14 protein-coding genes, 16 tRNA genes and 2 rRNA genes are annotated in these 17,346 nt (G+C 43.6%); 6 read left to right on the forward strand and 26 right to left on the reverse strand.

Annotated features, from left to right (window positions below):
- Positions 1-49: 49 nt before the first annotated feature.
- The 4 genes from QT711_RS17205 to QT711_RS17220 all read right to left on the reverse strand — a co-directional run bounded on the left by QT711_RS17205 (position 50) and on the right by QT711_RS17220 (position 5,561).
- Positions 50-1,300 carry an MFS transporter gene (locus tag QT711_RS17205; protein ID WP_317946322.1) on the reverse strand — a complete coding sequence of 417 codons (1,251 nt, stop codon included), beginning with the start codon at positions 1,298-1,300 and terminating at the stop codon, positions 50-52.
- Between the two features lie 168 nt (positions 1,301-1,468).
- Positions 1,469-1,936, reverse strand: a complete 468-nt coding sequence (locus QT711_RS17210; RefSeq protein ID WP_317946324.1) for a hypothetical protein — start codon at positions 1,934-1,936, stop codon at positions 1,469-1,471.
- A 134-nt stretch (positions 1,937-2,070) separates the two neighbouring features.
- Entirely contained in the window at positions 2,071-3,822 is a 1,752-nt protein-coding gene (locus QT711_RS17215; RefSeq protein ID WP_317946326.1) for an ABC transporter ATP-binding protein, read from the reverse strand.
- Positions 3,822-5,561 carry an ABC transporter ATP-binding protein gene (locus tag QT711_RS17220; RefSeq protein WP_317946328.1) on the reverse strand — a complete coding sequence of 580 codons (1,740 nt, stop codon included), beginning with the start codon at positions 5,559-5,561 and terminating at the stop codon, positions 3,822-3,824. Before QT711_RS17220 ends, QT711_RS17215 begins: the two co-directional genes overlap by 1 nt.
- Positions 5,562-6,022: 461 nt before the next feature.
- On the opposite strand from QT711_RS17220, the gene QT711_RS17225 reads away from it, so the two are divergent.
- Entirely contained in the window at positions 6,023-6,175 is a 153-nt protein-coding gene (locus QT711_RS17225; protein WP_317946329.1) for a hypothetical protein, read from the forward strand.
- A gap of 277 nt (positions 6,176-6,452) precedes the next feature.
- A complete protein-coding gene (locus tag QT711_RS17230) occupies positions 6,453-7,796 on the forward strand; it encodes a hemolysin family protein (RefSeq protein WP_317946330.1) in 1,344 nt (447 codons plus the stop codon).
- A gap of 163 nt (positions 7,797-7,959) precedes the next feature.
- Here the strand turns inward: QT711_RS17230 and QT711_RS17235 are convergent, their stop codons facing one another.
- Positions 7,960-9,507: a GNAT family N-acetyltransferase gene (locus QT711_RS17235; protein WP_317946331.1), complete on the reverse strand. Its 1,548-nt coding sequence runs from the start codon at positions 9,505-9,507 to the stop codon at positions 7,960-7,962.
- A 126-nt stretch (positions 9,508-9,633) separates the two neighbouring features.
- Between QT711_RS17235 and QT711_RS17240 the strand changes: the two genes are divergently transcribed.
- From QT711_RS17240 to QT711_RS17250, 3 genes are read left to right on the forward strand one after another with little or no spacing between them, the layout of a single operon-like run.
- A complete protein-coding gene (locus QT711_RS17240) occupies positions 9,634-10,059 on the forward strand; it encodes a disulfide oxidoreductase (protein ID WP_317946333.1) in 426 nt (141 codons plus the stop codon).
- Position 10,060: 1 nt separating this feature from the next.
- Positions 10,061-10,540, forward strand: a complete 480-nt coding sequence (locus QT711_RS17245; RefSeq protein WP_317946335.1) for a thioredoxin family protein — start codon at positions 10,061-10,063, stop codon at positions 10,538-10,540.
- A 7-nt stretch (positions 10,541-10,547) separates the two neighbouring features.
- Positions 10,548-11,384, forward strand: coding sequence for an RluA family pseudouridine synthase (locus tag QT711_RS17250; protein WP_317946336.1), 837 nt, complete (start codon positions 10,548-10,550; stop codon positions 11,382-11,384).
- A 51-nt stretch (positions 11,385-11,435) separates the two neighbouring features.
- On the opposite strand, the gene QT711_RS17255 is transcribed toward QT711_RS17250, so the two are convergent.
- The 3 genes from QT711_RS17255 to queG all read right to left on the reverse strand — a co-directional run bounded on the left by QT711_RS17255 (position 11,436) and on the right by queG (position 14,201).
- The gene (locus tag QT711_RS17255; RefSeq protein WP_317946338.1) at positions 11,436-12,266 is read right to left on the reverse strand and encodes an aldo/keto reductase; all 831 of its coding nucleotides are present in this window, start codon (positions 12,264-12,266) and stop codon (positions 11,436-11,438) included.
- A 320-nt stretch (positions 12,267-12,586) separates the two neighbouring features.
- Positions 12,587-13,060, reverse strand: a complete 474-nt coding sequence (trmL, locus tag QT711_RS17260; RefSeq protein ID WP_317946340.1) for a tRNA (uridine(34)/cytosine(34)/5-carboxymethylaminomethyluridine(34)-2'-O)-methyltransferase TrmL — start codon at positions 13,058-13,060, stop codon at positions 12,587-12,589.
- Between the two features lies 1 nt (position 13,061).
- On the reverse strand, positions 13,062-14,201 hold the full coding sequence (gene queG, locus QT711_RS17265) for a tRNA epoxyqueuosine(34) reductase QueG (RefSeq protein WP_317946342.1): 1,140 nt from the start codon (positions 14,199-14,201) through the stop codon (positions 13,062-13,064).
- Positions 14,202-14,256: 55 nt separating this feature from the next.
- Here queG and QT711_RS17270 point away from each other — a divergent pair, with 55 nt between their 5' ends.
- Positions 14,257-14,961: a B3/4 domain-containing protein gene (locus QT711_RS17270; protein ID WP_398296310.1), complete on the forward strand. Its 705-nt coding sequence runs from the start codon at positions 14,257-14,259 to the stop codon at positions 14,959-14,961.
- Positions 14,962-15,093: 132 nt separating this feature from the next.
- On the opposite strand, the gene QT711_RS17275 is transcribed toward QT711_RS17270, so the two are convergent.
- The 18 genes from QT711_RS17275 to QT711_RS17360 form a co-directional block, all read right to left on the reverse strand.
- A tRNA-Leu gene (locus tag QT711_RS17275) sits at positions 15,094-15,174 on the reverse strand.
- Between the two features lie 28 nt (positions 15,175-15,202).
- A tRNA-Cys gene (locus QT711_RS17280) sits at positions 15,203-15,276 on the reverse strand.
- A gap of 10 nt (positions 15,277-15,286) precedes the next feature.
- Positions 15,287-15,361, reverse strand: a tRNA-Gly gene (locus tag QT711_RS17285).
- A 4-nt stretch (positions 15,362-15,365) separates the two neighbouring features.
- Positions 15,366-15,437: transfer RNA gene (locus QT711_RS17290), tRNA-Gln, on the reverse strand.
- Positions 15,438-15,446: 9 nt separating this feature from the next.
- Positions 15,447-15,522 (reverse strand) — tRNA-His (locus QT711_RS17295).
- A gap of 39 nt (positions 15,523-15,561) precedes the next feature.
- A tRNA-His gene (locus QT711_RS17300) sits at positions 15,562-15,637 on the reverse strand.
- Between the two features lie 23 nt (positions 15,638-15,660).
- A tRNA-Trp gene (locus QT711_RS17305) sits at positions 15,661-15,734 on the reverse strand.
- A gap of 6 nt (positions 15,735-15,740) precedes the next feature.
- A tRNA-Tyr gene (locus tag QT711_RS17310) sits at positions 15,741-15,825 on the reverse strand.
- A 10-nt stretch (positions 15,826-15,835) separates the two neighbouring features.
- Positions 15,836-15,911: transfer RNA gene (locus QT711_RS17315), tRNA-Thr, on the reverse strand.
- Positions 15,912-15,926: 15 nt separating this feature from the next.
- Positions 15,927-16,002 (reverse strand) — tRNA-Phe (locus QT711_RS17320).
- 5 nt (positions 16,003-16,007) lie between these two features.
- Positions 16,008-16,083: transfer RNA gene (locus QT711_RS17325), tRNA-Asp, on the reverse strand.
- A 3-nt stretch (positions 16,084-16,086) separates the two neighbouring features.
- A tRNA-Met gene (locus tag QT711_RS17330) sits at positions 16,087-16,161 on the reverse strand.
- A 109-nt stretch (positions 16,162-16,270) separates the two neighbouring features.
- Positions 16,271-16,346: transfer RNA gene (locus QT711_RS17335), tRNA-Val, on the reverse strand.
- Between the two features lie 115 nt (positions 16,347-16,461).
- A tRNA-Glu gene (locus QT711_RS17340) sits at positions 16,462-16,536 on the reverse strand.
- Positions 16,537-16,556: 20 nt separating this feature from the next.
- Positions 16,557-16,648 (reverse strand) — tRNA-Ser (locus QT711_RS17345).
- Between the two features lie 3 nt (positions 16,649-16,651).
- Positions 16,652-16,726, reverse strand: a tRNA-Asn gene (locus QT711_RS17350).
- Between the two features lie 55 nt (positions 16,727-16,781).
- A 5S ribosomal RNA gene (gene rrf / locus QT711_RS17355) occupies positions 16,782-16,897 on the reverse strand.
- A 263-nt stretch (positions 16,898-17,160) separates the two neighbouring features.
- Positions 17,161-17,346, reverse strand: a 23S ribosomal RNA gene (locus tag QT711_RS17360); the annotation flags it as partial.

Below are 17,346 nucleotides of genomic sequence, written 5' to 3' on the forward strand. Positions count from 1 at the left end.
CAACGAAACCGCGTCGCGTCTAGCCTATGTACTAGACACGACGCGGTTTTCATTCATCTTGCAGTTTCCTTCTACCGAAGATGAAATAGTAATACAGCGAAGAAATAACGTACAAAGCAGCTGTAATTGTGAATGCATACGCATACCCCCAATAACTCCCTTGTGCAACGACTAATCCTGTCGCAACTGGACCCATCGTCGCCCAGCCAATGTTAAAGACGGTTTGGTTCATTGAATTTGCCAGCCCTTTGTATTTATCCGATACAACTTCCATTGCCACTGCACTTTGCAAGGGACCTCCGGCATTCATTAACGCCTGCCTCAACAGAAACCCTAACGAAGCAAGCCAAAGCGAAGTTGAATAAGCGGTCAATAAAAGGAAAGGGATAGACAGCAATTGAAACAGGATGAGTGCTTTCACTTTCCCCACCCGCCTCGACAACGCAGGGCCAATCATAACCGCCACTGCTGTCATTGCTGAGCCCAGTGATAAAACGAAGCCGATATAACTGTTGGACGCCCCAAAACGGTTCGCAAAATACAAATTCAAATACGGTACGACCAAGCCAGAACCAAAGCCGATCAATAGACTGGCAAAGGAAAAATGGAAGATGACAAGAAGGTTCCGTTTCAGACTGTCCTCACCTGTTGATACACCCTCAATCCGTTTTGTTTTCACAGGTTCAGTCGGCTTCTCTTGTAAGCGGAAGAAAGGAATTAATCCAATTGTGAAGATACTTGCGCCGATAAGCAACGACGACCGGATTGCTTCTACGGTTGAAAGGGCTAGAGCAGTTTCCAACAAATCTGCAATCATCCCGCCAGACAAACTGCCAACGACGTTTGCAACGGTTACAATCGCAAAATTGATACTAAACAGATGCACGCGTTCACCGGGTGTGGAGTTTTCAGCTAAGAACGGAATGCCTGACACTTGAACAAATGCCATGAATAAACCCGTCAGTAACGCAGCGACGACAATCGGCGTTTCCATCACCGCGATGCTTCGATAGAACAATGTCCCCGCAGTTAACAATGTTCCACCAAAAATGAGCCACTTACGCCCCAGTCGATCACTGACAAAACCTGCTGGCACAAGAATGATTGCCAACGCCAATGCGGTCATGGAAATGACTTTTCCATTCACTGTTTCCGGCATCCCTAACTCCCGAATGTACAAATTGTACATGACCATGAAAACACCCATGCCAATTTGAACAAGCACGTTTCCTAGCATGAACAACTTTACATTCCGATTGAAGGCGGTTACTTGTCTTTTCCACTCAATGAACCATTTCATTCAATTCTCCAACTTTCCGTACACTACTATTTCGATACACTAAATATACGGGTCGCTGAACTATTATGCAATGCATTTTTCAAACTATTTCAAGAAACAAAAAAGAAGTCTCTACGATTTTAGTGACTTCAATCAGATCATCTATTCATTTACCTCACCTATCTCTACTTAGCTACGATGCTGAATTGTAAAAATTGCACGTTCATGTTGGCCGATTTTCAAATCAAAAAACCGCAAATCTTCTTTCGTCGCAAGCTGTTCCATCCGAGCCAGCGTCTCCGATCGAAAATCTGTTAAGTGTGCTGTTTGTTCATAAATGAGCTGTTGTTGAGCCTCAATTGTCACTAACCGTTCATTTGTAAGTTGCTGTTCTCTTTTAACACCTTCAATTTCTAGCTTGACACCATTCAACTCTGTCCTAAACCCGTGCATTTCTTGTTTGACATCGTTCAACTCTGTCCTAAATCCTTGCATTTCTTGTTTGACACCGTTCAACTCTGTCCTAAATCCTTGCATTTCTTGTTTGACACCGTTCAACTCTGTCCTAAACCCGTGCATTTCTTGTTTGACACCATTTAACTCTGATTTCAACCCTTTCACTTCAGCTAAAATCGACAAAGCAATTTCCTCGTTCATTCGTACGTCACCTCCAATTTCCGATTCATTATCCTACTATTCATCCTATCATATCCACTTAGAAAGAACGACTCCTTGTAAATTTTCACAAAAGAAAACGGCTCAGAAAGAATACTTTCCAAGCCGCTTCTACCTTATCCTACATTCGAGTTATTCCCCGCCTGTAGTTTATACATTTGAGCATATTGTCCATCTAGCTGTAGCAATTCATCGTGATTCCCTTGTTCCACAATTTCGCCACGGTCCAACACTAAAATTTTGTCTGCATTTTTAATGGTGGACAAACGGTGCGCGATAATGAACGTCGTCCGCCCTTTTTTCAACACATCCATCGCATGCTGAATGATTTCTTCTGTCTCGGTATCGATGTTGGACGTCGCTTCATCCAATATTAATATTGCCGGATCAAATGCCAATGCACGTGCGAATGAAATGAGTTGTCGCTGCCCTGAAGAAAGCGTACTCCCCTTCTCAACAACCGGTTCGTCAATACCGCCTGGCAGATGCTTTAACACACGTTCGCCACCAACAGCATCCAATGCTTGTTGGACCTTCTCCCGTGAAATCCGTACATCTCCTAAACTAATATTCGACTCAACCGTTCCGCTGAATAAATACGGGTCTTGCAAGACGATGCCCATATGATCACGGATTGTCTGACGAGATAGATCCCCGATGTTCATTCCGTCAATTGTAATTTTCCCTTTGGACACGTCATAAAAGCGGAACAACAAATTCATGATTGAGCTTTTCCCTGATCCCGTATGACCAACAAGGGCAATCGTTTCGCCTTGTTTCGCTTCGAATGAAATATCTTTTAGTACATACTCTTCATCCTTATACGCAAACCAAACATCTTCGAACCGCACATTCCCTCGGTATCTTACAATTTTATCATCACTTACCGGTTCGCCTTGACGGTCCATCAAATCGAATACACGCTCTGCCGCAACAAGTGAATGCTCCAACCGTGCAAACTGATTGACGACACCTGTAATCGGATTGAATAAACGTGTAATGTAATCGACGAACGCGTAGAGCATACCGACCGATACGACACTTTCAGCATTAAGTGACGCCCCACCGAAGTACCAGATCAGAAATACGAAAGCGAGTGACCGAATAATGTCCACAAGGTTATGGGACGTCGCCGCTTCTACTTTCAATAACTTACTTTGATACGTATAATGCTCTTCGTTCAACGCATTAAATTCGCCGTCCATCTGCTTTTCACGACGGAATGCCTGAATGATCGTCATGCCGTTAATCGACTCATTGATCATCGCATTCATCTCACTGTTTTTACTACGGATAATATGATTCACCTTCGACGCAAACCTTCTATATAACTTCATCCACACATACAAAACAGGTAAGACGAACAATGTAATAGCGCCCATTTTCGGGTCCAAGTAGAATAAAGCAATGAAAATTCCGAGCATATACATTCCACTAATCGCAAATTGCGATACGACCGTTACATACAAATTACGGATTGCCTCCGTGTCGTTCGTAATCCGCGCGACGACTTTACCAGCCGGTAAATTATCAAAGTAGCGAATCGGCAATGTTTGGATATGCCCGTATAATTCGTTACGCATTTTCTGGATAATCCGATTGGCTGCATTTTGGAGCAATAAATATTGGAAATACCGTAAAATTGCCGTTACAACTGCTAACCCGAAAAAGACGGCTAGTAATTTTGCAATGGGTGTGAAGTTAATGGATTGATCAATTGAAGTCGCAATATGATTATCGATAATCCGTTTTGCAATGAGTGGCCCCATCAAATCCGCTCCGACCGCAAATGTTAATAAAACCAAACCGGTCGCAAGTAGTTTCTTATATTGTAATGCATAATCCAACAGACGTTTTCCTGTCCCCATTATTCAACCCCTCCAATCTGCTGGCGGTCGAATTGCTCTTTGTACCAACCGTTGTTCGCTAGCAAGTCTTCATGTCGTCCTTCTTCAATAACACGTCCATCATCCAGCACAATGATCCAATCCGCATGTTGAATCGCAGAGAGACGATGCGTTGTAATGATTGTCGTTTTACCTGACCGTTCCGATTGGATATTCTCGATGATCTTCGCTTCCGTCTTTGCATCGACAGCAGAAAGCGAGTCATCCAAAATAAGGATTTCAGGATTTTTCACGAGTGCACGTGCAATGGAAATCCGTTGCTTCTGTCCACCTGAAAGGGCAACCCCTTTTTCCCCCACAAGTGTGTCTAACCCGGCTGGGAGCATTTGCAAGTCTTTCTCGAAATGTGACAAGCGAATGGATTCAGCGATATCATCCTCCGTTGCTTCAGGACGTCCAAACAAAATATTGTCCCGTACAGAACGTGAGAACAGGACATGATCTTGAGGGACATAGCCAATCCAGTCACGAACCTGATCTTTCTTCAATGAATGAAGAGAAATATCCGAGAATGCAATGTCCCCATCGCCAGCAGGGTATTCCCGTAACAATTGCTTCACGAAAGTCGTTTTCCCACTTCCCGTTTTGCCGACAATCCCTAATGTCTGCCCACGTTGCAACGACAAATCAATGCGATCCAAGTTCACCGCATGGGACATCGGATACGTGAAGCTAACATCCGCAAACCCGACACTCTCAGGCTTATCAATTGCTTGCGGATTTTCAGGGTCTTTCACGTCCTCTTCATAATTCAACGTCTCCATGACACGATCTAACGAAGCGTTCCCGCGCTGTAACACGTTGATTAGCTCACCGATTGCAAACATTGGCCAAACAATCATACCGAGGTAAACGTTAAACGTCACAAGATTTCCGAGTGTAATTTCCCCAGTCGATACTAAAAATGCCCCGTACCCTAGACCAACCATGTACGTCAGCGCCGTTAATACTTTTGAGAACGGCATAAACAGTGCATCGATCTTTTCAACGTGCATATTTTTCTTGTACACATCTTCTGTCATCTCAGCAAAACGCTGTTCAGAAGCACGTTCTTGTACATACGCACGAACGACACGAACACCCGCCACCGCTTCAAGGACATTATCGTTCAAATCCCCGAACGCTTGCTGTGCCGTCATATACCGCTCGTGAATTTTCTTCCCTAATACTTGTAAAATGAATGCTAAAATCGGCAATGGAATAATCGCCGCCAACGTCAATTTCCAAGAGACGACAAATCCCATCGTAACAATCAGTGTCCCTAGATAGACAGTCGAATCGACAAGCGTCATAATACCAAATCCCGCAGTCTCTGAAATGGCCCGTAAATCATTTGTCGATCGAGCCATTAAATCTCCCGTCTTGTTCTTCTCATAAAACGTCGGGGTCATCTTCAAAAAATGGCGCATTAACCGCGTCCGCAATTGCCGTTCAATTACATAGGCGCCGCCAAACAATTGATATTGCCAAACAAAATTTCCAATGTACGCCACAAACATAATGAGAAACATCGCACCAATGAAAATGGCTAATGTATTCGCCGTCATCGTTTGTGTATGAATTGCATCGATTGCCTTACCAATTAGCCATGGCGGTAAAATGACAAGAATGTTTGCGAACATTAGCAAAACAAGTGCAATCGTATACCGTTTACGATTTTCTTTAAAAAACCACTTTAATTTAAATAAAACAGAAAACATGCTTTCAACCTTCTTCCTTGAACATTAGCTAATCACTTTCTAGAGACTCCTGTTGGTATAGTTTCCGTTGCTGAATAATGTTGTTCATGTTCAGCACTCCTTTCCTCATTTTTTATATGTTACACGCAAAGCGTGAAAACACCGGCCTTTCATGTCATTAAAAACGAAAAAGCACACGCCCTTAACATAAGCGTGTGCTCAGTATAAAAGAACGGCAATACGTGCCGTTCCCATAAAATGAATTTATGCAGTAAGAACAGTCGGCACGCAAAAATTATTGAATTGTGTAGCACATACATTCTTTTTCATTTTGCACGCCTCCTCACTATTTCGTTTTTCGAATAATTATACAGTACCACTACCTTTTTCCATCTGTCAATACAATTTAGACAAATTGTTTAATTCCACAAAGAATGGGTATTCAAAAAGCAATAAATTCAACTGGACTGGGGATGTTTACAATGGAGGAAAAGAAACAAATTGAAGTGAAAAGCGAAGAAAAAACCGATAACAGTTTAGTAGGCGCAACCTTCATCAAATACGCCGCCTACATCATCATATTCTTCGGTTTCCTCTGGTTCTTGCTGAACTATGTCTTTCCGATGTTCAACTGAACGACGAATGGAACTGCCATATGTCTGTTTAAGTAAGATGCCACGTTCAGCACGCTGGCATCTTACTTTATGTTGTTCCAGTCAACACTATGCTCGAGTATTTGTCCGTTCTTTGTCCATCCACCAGTTTTTTTATGCAGCATACAAAATTCATGTAAAACCATTTGTTTTTTTCTTGTAAATAAATTATCATTATATCATCTAACGAATTTTAACCTTACAGGAGGTGTGCACTTTGTTCTACCCCTCATTCGGGTTAGGAACAAAGTAAACTTATTTGGAAATTGCCATACGATTGGCAGCATTTGCTGCCTTGATCGCACTCACCGCATTTTTTGTTGCGAGTGAATTTGCAATCGTGAAAGTACGAACAACGCGTATTAATCAGCTTGTAGCAGAAGGGAACCGAAGAGCGGTCACTGCTAAAAAAGTAGTGAGTAATTTAGATGAGTATTTATCGGCTTGTCAATTAGGGATTACAATTACTGCCTTAGGTCTTGGTATGTTAGGAGAACCGACAGTAAAACTCCTTTTGAAACCGATATTCGCCCATTTTGAATTAGCACCGAATATCGCAACGTTCATTTCTTTCATTGTCGCTTTTACAATCGTGACATTCCTACACGTTGTTGTAGGTGAATTGGCACCAAAAACAATCGCAATTCAACGGGCGGAAGCCATTACGCTATCATTTGCCAAACCCCTCATCGGATTTTACATGATCATGTACCCTGTCATTAAAGGGATGAATGGATCAGCGCGACTCATTACGCGCCTATTCGGATACAAGACAGTGTCAGAATCGGATGTCGCCCACTCTGAAGATGAATTACGTCTCATTCTTTCAGACAGCTTAAAAGGCGGGGAAATTAACCAATCAGAATATAAATTTGTGAATAAAATCTTCGAATTTGACGACCGTGTCGCAAAAGAAATCATGGTGCCACGTACAGAAATGATTACCGTCGAAAAAGATACGACGTTGCGTGAAATGTTTGAAATGTTAGGTGTCGAACAGTTTACGAGATATCCGGTCACAGACGGAGACAAAGACCACGTCATCGGTTTGGTCAATATGAAAAACCTGTTAACAGCTTTCATTAAAGACCCTTCCACGGGCGATCAGCCCGTCAGTGAATACATGCAGCCGATTATTCGCGTCATCGAAACGATGGCTATCGGAGATCTGCTACTGAAGATTCAACGTGAACGTATTCACATGGCAGTCCTCATGGATGAATATGGTGGAACTGCTGGACTCGTCACCATTGAAGATATTTTAGAAGAAATTGTTGGAGAAATCCAAGACGAATTTGACATAGATGAAGTACCTGAAGTACAAATGATCAACGAAAACCATTATATTTTTGACGCGAAGATGTTAATCGAAAACGTCAATGAAGTGTTAAATATCGACATTGTAGAGGAAGACATCGACACAATTGGCGGATGGTTCATGTCCGAACGCTTTGAAGCCGTGCCAGGTGAGAAAATCATTGAACAAGGCTACGAATTTACCGTAAAAGACGTCGAAGGTCATCACATCCTTTACTTGGAAGCGATGAAACACGAAACAGAAGAAGAAATGAACAACACAGCCGACTTGTCGGTTGAATCGTAATGATAAAAGGACTGTCTAGATTTTCTCAGACAGTCCTTTTTTATATCGTATTTAAGCTATCCACTCAGACATGGTACTATCCTAACAAACGTTAGGATACATAATTGCCAATCAATGCTTTTCGTATGGAGCGATTTCATTCCACACCTCTCCGATTAGATAATTATTCCTTTTTATACTCCACTCGGTACACATCATGACGACGGTCTTTTAACTGTTTCACTGTACCATCTTGTCGTTGGCGGCGTAAAATTTCTAAATCCACGTCCCCTATTAACACCATTTCCAAGTTTGCATTCGTCTCTCCTACAATGCCATCACGCGCAAACTCAAAATCAGAAGGCGCAAAAATTGCGGATTGTGCGTATTGAATGTCCATATTTTCCGTTTGTGGCAAGTTTCCAACTGTACCCGAAATGACCGTATAGATTTGATTCTCAACAGCGCGGGCTTGCGCACAATAACGCACACGCAAATAGCCTTGGCGGTCTTCGGTACAAAACGGAGTAAAGATGATCATCGCACCTTTGTCCGTCGCAATTCGTGCAAGTTCAGGAAACTCGATATCGTAACAGACCTGAATCGCAATCTTCCCGCAATCCGTATCAAATACCCTGACCGAATCACCCGCACTAATCCCCCACCATTTTCGTTCATTTGGCGTAATATGAATCTTATATTGCTTTTCAATTGACCCATCCCGTCTGAATAAATACGCAATGTTATAAATCTCTTCATCGTCTTCCTCTACAAAATGCGAACCGCCGATAATGTTCACATTGTAACGAACAGCTAAATTCGTAAACAGTTCAATGTATTGAGGCGTATATTCCGTCATTTTGCGCACAGCTCGACTTGGAGAGGGTTCATCCAAAAAGGACATAAGTTGAGTCGTAAAAATTTCCGGGAACACAACAAAATCCGAATTTGCATCAGACGCTACATCGACAAAGTACTCGCATTGATGGGCTAAATCTTCGAACGAAGAAATTTTGCGCATCAAATATTGAACAACACAAATCCGTACAGGATAACTTGTTTTGTAATGGCGTTTCGTCGTTGCTTTGTAATCAACATTGTTCCATTCCATTAACGTTGCATATTTCTTTGATGCTTTATCATCAGGCAAATAATTGGGGTTCACCCGCATGAGTGTAAAGTCATTCATAATTTGGAACGTCAAGACAGGATCATAAATCTTATGTCGGGAAACCGCGGACACATACTCCCTTGCCGTCATTTCATGTGCAAACCGATGATAGTTTGGAATACGCCCACCAATAATAATAGATTTCAAGTTCAAACGTTGAGCTAATTCTTTCCGGGCATCGTACAAGCGTTGTCCGACTTTCATTCTCCGATAATCCGGATGCACCATCACTTCGATGCCGTACAAATTATACCCTTCAGGATTGTGGTTCGTAATATAGCCTTCCGCAGAAATATCATCCCACGTATGGCGGTCATCGTATTCGTCAAAGTTGACAATTAGGCTTGAACAAGACCCGATAATCTCCCCATCCAGTTCCGCCACAAATTGTCCCTCTGGAAAGATTGCCAGATGACTAAGTAATTGACTTTCCTCCCACGGCTCCATACCGGGAAAACAGACTTTTTGCATCGCCAGGATTTTGGCAATATCTGACCGTTCCAATTGACGGACGACCATACTCATCTCAAACGGGGAGACATCATTAAATTCTTCACTCACATTTTTCACCTCTTCTTTTATAGTTACCCACCAACCTAGCCTTCGAATCCTGTCGTACCGATTATTTTACATGTTTCATTCCACACTTTATAATCAAAGGTAGTCTGTAGAACTGGAGTTGACACGATGGATAAACGGTTGGAAAACGGTCTAATTTTTATTTTTACAATAGCCCTCATCGCTACGCTCGGCTCCTTGTACTTTTCGGAAGTTCGTGGTTTTACGCCGTGTACGTTTTGTTGGTATCAGCGGATCCTGATGTACCCACTTGTCCTGATTTCTGCAATCGGGTTGTTTGAGAAAAATGCCAAGATCGCGTTGACGACCGCGGTATTTGCTCTCGTCGGTGGATCGATTTCTCTCTACCATTACAGCTTACAAAAACTGAGCTTTCTACAAGCTAATGCACCTGCATGTGGAGATGTACCTTGTACAGGCCAATACGTGAACTACTTGGGGTTCATCACCATTCCGTTCATGGCACTCGTGGCATTCGTACTGATTTTTATCACCAGCCTATTTTTAATGAAATGGCAAAAGGAGTCTAAGTAAATTGAAAAAACTACTAATCATCGGTGGAATTATTGTCGTGATTTTCGGTCTGCTCATCTTTTTGAATAACCAATCGAATGAAACAAAGCTGAAACACAATCCATACGGCAAAGAAGACTTGGAGCAATCGACAATTGGCTTGCTCGGTAATGAAAATTACAGCAACATTGTCCTACCAGACGAATTATATGAAAAAGTCAAGTCTGGTGAGTCTGTCACTGCTTATTTCTTCTCACCTGAATGCCCATATTGTATGGAGATGACACCTATTCTGATGCCAATTGCAGAAAAAAATGACATTCACGTTTATCAATACAATATGCTTGAGTTCAAAAATGAAGCGCAGCCATATGGCATTACATCTTGGCCAGCGTTGATCCATTACAAAGATGGGAAAGAAGTTGCCCGCTCAGTCGGTCTCCCTAAAAATCCAGAACAAGACATCCAAGCGTTCTTTGACGCCTACGATGAAGAAAAATGAGGAAAACATGTTAAACATCCAATTCACAATCCAGCAGGACCAGACGACAATTGAAGACTTGCTACGCAATCAATGGCAAGCAGGTAAAAAGACCGTACATCAGCTACGGATGGACAAAGCTGTGACGGTTCTCTCCGGGGAACCTTTGGACTGGCGTCTCCCGCTTGAAGCGGGTACGAAGCTCGTCATCCGTTTCAGTGATGCACAATCGACATATACGAAAGAGAAAATAGACACTGTTAAAATTCTCTTTGAAGACGAGCATCTACTTGCAGCCTATAAGCCAGCAGGCATCGCCGTCCATCCTGACAAAGCTGATACCGGTGGCACATTCATGAACGCAATCATGGATCACGTCAGCCAAGACGATGGATATTACGCAGAGCATATACACCGTTTGGACAAAGGAACAGCAGGTATCGTGCTTGTAGCCAAACACCCAATTGCCAAGGCTCTATTCGATCGAATGATTGAAGAGCGTAAAATTACACGGATGTATGAAGCAGAGGTCGAAGGTCGTTTGAATCGCGTCAAAGGCACGCTTCAGTATCCAATCGGACGCGATCGCCATCACCCAACTCGACGCAGAGTCTCTCCAAATGGCCAAGATGCAATTACACGCTTCAAAGTGCTTGAACGTTTGGAGCAGTCGACAAAAGTAGATGCAATGCTTGAGACCGGTCGTACGCATCAGATTCGCGTCCATTTTGCTCATATCGGCCATCCGGTTGTCGGGGATACATTGTACGGAGCGAGCGAAACACCTGACAGCCAATATCGTTTAACCGCTAAACAAGTTTCCTTTGTACACCCCTTCACAAACGAGTCCATAACAATAGAATAGTGAAAAAGGACAACATCTTACCGCTCGGGATGTTGTCCTTTTCTTTAACATCTATTCATTATCATACGAATCTGGATTCGTGCCCGTCCGTTCATCTCGATTAAGCGCGTCAATCTTCATCATATCCGCTGTCGTTAACTGAAAATCACCAACGTCAATATTCAAGCGGATTCTCTCAGGCGTAACAGACTTCGGAATGACGACCAATCCATGTTGCAAATGCCAACGGATAATGACTTGTGCCGGTGTTTTGCCGTACGACAAGCCTATTTGGGTAAGCACAGGATCATTGAGAAGCTGTCCTCTTGCCAATGGAGACCAAGACGTCACAGTAATGTCGTGATCTTTACAAAAACGACGTAACGGTTCTTGTGTAAGCTTCGGGTGCAACTCAATTTGATTGACCATCGGTTTTACATTCGCCACTTCAAACACACGCTCTAAATGATGAATATGATGATTGGACACTCCTGTTGCACGGATAAGCTTTTCTTCATATAAGCGTTCAATCGCACGGTACGTATCTACGTACTTATCAGCGACCGGCCAATGCGTCAAATAGAGATCCAAGTAGTCTACGCCTATTCTCTTAAGCGATTGTTCAAAAGCACGTAAAGTCTCGTCATATCCTTGCTCCGCATTCCAAACTTTTGAGGTAATGAACAACTCTTCTCGCGGGATGCCTGATAGACGAATCGCTTCACCAGTTTCCACTTCGTTCTCATAAATGGAAGCAGTATCAATTGCCCGATAGCCATATTGCAAAGCTGTCTGAATCGCTATAACTGTTTCTTCAGCATTTGTCATCTTATAGACACCAAGACCGAGTTGCGGCATGGCGATCCCATTATTCAATATAATGTTGCCGGCAAAATAGCTCATTGCATGACACACTCCTTCGCCACTAATTTCCTTAATTGTAACGATAAAAAAACGATATTGCGAACAATCGATTTGATTGTTAAGGAGATTGTCACAATTTCATATCGCGGTCATTTCTTTTCCAGTTACTTTAGGGTATACTATACAAAGGACTAATGATTTTTTTACAGGAGGTACATTTCATGAACCTAATTCTAATCATGGCCGTATGCTTCGCGTTCCTATCTGCAATCTTTACAGGTGGGTACGAAGACAAGCCTGGTAAAGTAAAGAAATAAGTACTAAAAAACGGGACGCCTTACATAAGGCTGTCCCGTTTTTTATTGTAAATCCAAAAATGATTGTTGTCGTAACGCCTCATAAATAAGGATGGCAGCTGTATTTGATAAGTTCAACGAACGAATATGTTCATTCATCGGTATCCGGAGGCATGTCTCTTTATTTTGCTCAATGATTTCCGGAGGCAACCCAGTCGTTTCTTTCCCGAAAACGAAGAAAATATCTTTTGTTGGAGAGGTAAAATCAAAGTTCGAATAGGTCTTTTCACCAAACTTTGTAATGAAGTAAAACTCCCCTTCCGGAAAAGCATCAAATAGTTGTTGGATGCCTGCATGATACGTAATCTCAACATGCTCCCAGTAATCAAGCCCTGCCCGTTTCAACATTTTATCGTCGGTTGAGAAGCCAAGCGGCTCAATTAAATGAAGCTTCGTTCCTGTTCCTGCACATGTTCGTGCAATATTTCCTGTATTCGCTGGTATGAGCGGTTCAAATAGCGCGACATGTATCGCCATTTCAGCACTTCCTTTGTTCAGATTCAAGTACATTATTCAACTCTATACGTACACCAGGATCCTCTTCGGTTTGCAATGCTTGCTGGACTGCCTCAATCGCTTCTGCAGTAGCAATCTCTCCTAACGCCCAAGCAGTCGTTCCTCGAATAAGAGGGCGCGGATCACTTACAAGAAGCTCCGCTAATAAAGGAACTGATGCTTCTTCCTTAAAATGGGCAAGCGCAAGGATTGCATTCCGTTGTATCGGATTTTTCCCTCGCCACGAACCAGACATATGACCGAAGGACTCTTTAAATTGACGATTCGTCAACTTTAACATCGGTGTTAATAGCGGCTTGGTCAACTGAGGTTCTGGCGCAAATGCTTCCTGATGCAAATTGTATTTCCCTTTATTTTTCGGACAAACCGTCTGGCACGTATCACAACCGTAAATACGGTTTCCAATTTTCGCACGGAACTCTTCGGGAATCGGCTTTTTGGATTGAGTCAAAAATGCAATGCAACGTTGTGCATTCAATTGCCCTCCTTGAATGAGTGCTCCCGTCGGACAGGCATCCAAGCAAAGCGTACAATCTTTGCATTCATCTTCCATTGGGGTATCCGGTGCAAATGGAATATTCGTGATCATCTCACCTAAATAGACGTATGAGCCGAACTCCGGTGTAATAATGGAGCAGTTTTTCGCAGACCAGCCAATTCCTGCTCGTTCCGCTACCGCACGGTCCACCAATTCACCCGTATCGACCATAGAACGCATCTTGGCGTCGGGTACTTGTGTAGCAATAAACGTTTCCAACAATTGTAGCTTCTCACGGAGCACTACATGATAATCCATCCCCCATGAAGCTCTACAAAAAATTCCACGACGCTCTCCTTTCTTTCCTTTCGGAGAAGCATCCATTTTTGATGGATAAGCTACTGCAATGGCGATGATACTCTCAGCCTGATCGAGCAATAACGTCGGTTCCGTCCGTTTTTCAACATCACTTTCTTCAAAACCGGATTGATACCCCAATTCCTGTTGTCTTTTTAATCGGTTCTTCAATTCAAGAAAAGGGGCTGCCGTCGTAAAGCCAATTTTATCAATTCCGATTGCATGTGCATACTCTCTTATCGATTGTTGAAGCTGAGCGACCTTCACAACGTTTCGCCTCCTTTATGATATGATTGACAAAAAGATAACAAGGGTGATCGGCTTGAACATTCAAATAGACAAAGAACTCTTAACCATCCTACCACATGTAAAAATCGGCATTAACCATTATACCAAAATTACCGTATCAGAATCTCCTCAAATGTTAAAAGGTAGGCTCCAATTATTTCAAGAACAGCTTTATTTCGAGCTGGACACTAAACCATTAACTGAGTTTGCAAACATACAAGAATGGCGAGTGGTTTGGAAAGCCCTTGGCGCGGATCCAAACCGCTATCGTCCTTCAGTAGAATCCCTTTTTAGAAGAATAAAGAAACAAGAGTTTCTTCAATCAGTGCATACCGCTGTCGATTTAAATACATTCTTCTCGCTTCAATATGAAATACCGATCGGGATTTACGATTTGGCGAAAATTGTAGGTGATATTCAACTGACACAAGGTAATGAAGACGACAGCTATGATGGCTTAAACGGTCGTCCCAATTCATTAAATCGTCTTCTCTTACTGAAAGACGATTACAGTCCTTTTGGTAGTCCTTATGTGGACTCTGTCAGAACAGCAGTGACAGCAGAAACGACTGAAGCGATACAGATTTTCTTTATACGGCCATCTATGGACACAACAGAAGCCCTTCAACTTCTTCAAGCGAGCGGCAAGATGTTTACGAGCATGAGTGGCGGAGAAGCTGAGTCTTTTGTGCTGCATGCAGGTCAAACTTCTATTGCATTAGAGAATGATCAGGCTTAAGTTCATTATGAACTAAACTTAGATATGCCCCTAGCATAAAACGCTTCCTCTTCATAAAGACAGAGAGAAGCGTTTTTCAGGATGGTTCCAATAAAAAAAGATACAACCTAGGTTGTATCTCGTAAGTGTGGATACCCGAGGCCGGACTTGAACCGGCACGCCTCGCGGCATCGCATTTTGAGTGCGACGTGTCTGCCATTCCACCACTCGGGCATATTCAAATACACAGCGTTCATAAAACTGGAGGCGGCAACCGGAATCGAACCGGTGGTAAGGGTGTTGCAGACCCGTGCCTTACCGCTTGGCTATGCCGCCGTATGAAAAGTGGAGCGGAAGACGGGATTCGAACCCGCGACCCCGACCTTGGCAAGGTCGTATTCTACCACTGAACTACTTCCGCGAAACTGGGGTAGCTGGATTCGAACCAACGAATGACGGAGTCAAAGTCCGTTGCCTTACCGCTTGGCTATACCCCAAAAAGTAAATGGGGCGGACGAGGGGAATCGAACCCCCGAATGTCGGAACCACAATCCGATGCGTTAACCACTTCGCCACGACCGCCATAATAGAACTATATTCATTTTGGATAATTGCTGTGAATGGGGCGGACGAGGGGAATCGAACCCCCGAATGTCGGAACCACAATCCGATGCGTTAACCACTTCGCCACGACCGCCATCATATTGAATTAAACAGTAATGGCAGGGGCAGTAGGAATCGAACCCACACCAAAGGTTTTGGAGACCTCTATTCTACCGTTAAACTATGCCCCTGTATAATGGTGGTGGGGGACGGATTCGAACCGCCGAACCCGGAGGGAGCGGATTTACAGTCCGCCGCGTTTAGCCACTTCGCTACCCCACCAAGGGAAAAATGGTGCCGGCGATAGGAGTCGAACCCACGACCTACTGATTACAAGTCAGTTGCTCTACCAACTGAGCTACACCGGCATCACTATATAAAAATGGTGGCTCAGGACGGAATCGAACCGCCGACACAAGGATTTTCAGTCCTTTGCTCTACCGACTGAGCTACTGAGCCACATATGGCGGTCCCGACCGGGATCGAACCGGCGATCTCCTGCGTGACAGGCAGGCATGTTAACCGCTACACCACGGGACCATTTGGTTGCGGGGACAGGATTTGAACCTGTGACCTTCGGGTTATGAGCCCGACGAGCTACCACTGCTCCACCCCGCGATAATAATAGTTGTAGGAATTTTAAATCCTACGCTTTCAGTGTTTCATAAGATGTTGTTATAATTTCCTTTTAGGAAATTATACAAATCACATGTTGCGTTTAAGTTAATGGTGGAGGATGACGGGTTCGAACCGCCGACCCCCTGCTTGTAAGGCAGGTGCTCTCCCAGCTGAGCTAATCCTCCAAGTTTAAAGCGTGATAAGCTGCGCATCTCTTTGTCAGCTTCTTTCACTCACTCGGTCACTCGGTCACGTACTGTTGTACGTTCCTTCTTTTGCTTTGTAATGCTAAGTAGTAAATGGTGACCCCTACGGGATTCGAACCCGTGTTACCGCCGTGAAAGGGCGGTGTCTTAACCGCTTGACCAAGGGGCCATATAATAAGTAAAGTAAACTGGCGGAGAGCAAGGGATTTGAACCCTTGAGACAGCGTTAACCGTCTACACGATTTCCAATCGTGCTCCTTCGGCCACTCGGACAGCTCTCCAATTGGCTCCGCAGGTAGGACTCGAACCTACGACCGATCGGTTAACAGCCGATTGCTCTACCACTGAGCTACTGCGGAATAATCAGTAACAACTAATTTACGGTTGTTACATTCAGTCATCTTGTAAATGACTGCCCAGCGACGTCCTACTCTCACAGGGGGAAGCCCCCTACTACCATCGGCGCTGAAGAACTTAACTTCCGTGTTCGGTATGGGAACGGGTGTGACCTCTTCGCTATCGTCACTAGACTGTTTTTCACAGGACAAGATTTATTATATCAAATCTGGTCAATATTGCAAGCGTTTTTTAAAAATAATTTATTTTTATTCGCTCAAAACCGGATAAAACCAACATTGTTGCTAAACACAAGTTCAACCATACTAAATTAACATTGTCCAGCTTCGACTCCCAGTCGCTCGAGGTCATAAGCCATCCTGCTCCCGTGGCTATGCCACTCCTTGCAGGCCGTCTTATGCTTGTCGCGCCTATGCGGTCGTCTCCGCTTTTCTTAAAGGATAAGTCCTCGATCGATTAGTATCCGTCAGCTGCACATGTCGCCACGCTTCCACCCCGAACCTATCTACCTCATCATCTTTGAGGGATCTTACTTACTTGCGTAATGGGAAATCTCATCTTGAGGGGGGCTTCATGCTTAGATGCTTTCAGCATTTATCCCGTCCATACATAGCTACCCAGC

The sequence above is a fragment of the Sporosarcina saromensis genome, from assembly GCF_033253735.1.
Lineage (GTDB): Bacteria > Bacillota > Bacilli > Bacillales_A > Planococcaceae > Sporosarcina > Sporosarcina saromensis.

Excerpts from the sequence above, each read along its gene's own strand:
- QT711_RS17205 (WP_317946322.1), bottom strand. The coding sequence starts at position 1,300 with ATGAAATGGTTCATTGAGTGGAAAAGACAAGTAACCGCCTTCAATCGG.
- QT711_RS17210 (WP_317946324.1), bottom strand. The coding sequence starts at position 1,936 with ATGAACGAGGAAATTGCTTTGTCGATTTTAGCTGAAGTGAAAGGGTTG.
- QT711_RS17215 (WP_317946326.1), bottom strand. The coding sequence starts at position 3,822 with ATGGGGACAGGAAAACGTCTGTTGGATTATGCATTACAATATAAGAAA.
- QT711_RS17220 (WP_317946328.1), bottom strand. The coding sequence starts at position 5,561 with ATGTTTTCTGTTTTATTTAAATTAAAGTGGTTTTTTAAAGAAAATCGT.
- QT711_RS17225 (WP_317946329.1), top strand. The coding sequence starts at position 6,023 with ATGGAGGAAAAGAAACAAATTGAAGTGAAAAGCGAAGAAAAAACCGAT.
- QT711_RS17240 (WP_317946333.1), top strand. The coding sequence starts at position 9,634 with ATGGATAAACGGTTGGAAAACGGTCTAATTTTTATTTTTACAATAGCC.
- QT711_RS17250 (WP_317946336.1), top strand. The coding sequence starts at position 10,548 with ATGTTAAACATCCAATTCACAATCCAGCAGGACCAGACGACAATTGAA.
- QT711_RS17255 (WP_317946338.1), bottom strand. The coding sequence starts at position 12,266 with ATGAGCTATTTTGCCGGCAACATTATATTGAATAATGGGATCGCCATG.
- trmL (WP_317946340.1), bottom strand. The coding sequence starts at position 13,060 with ATGGCGATACATGTCGCGCTATTTGAACCGCTCATACCAGCGAATACA.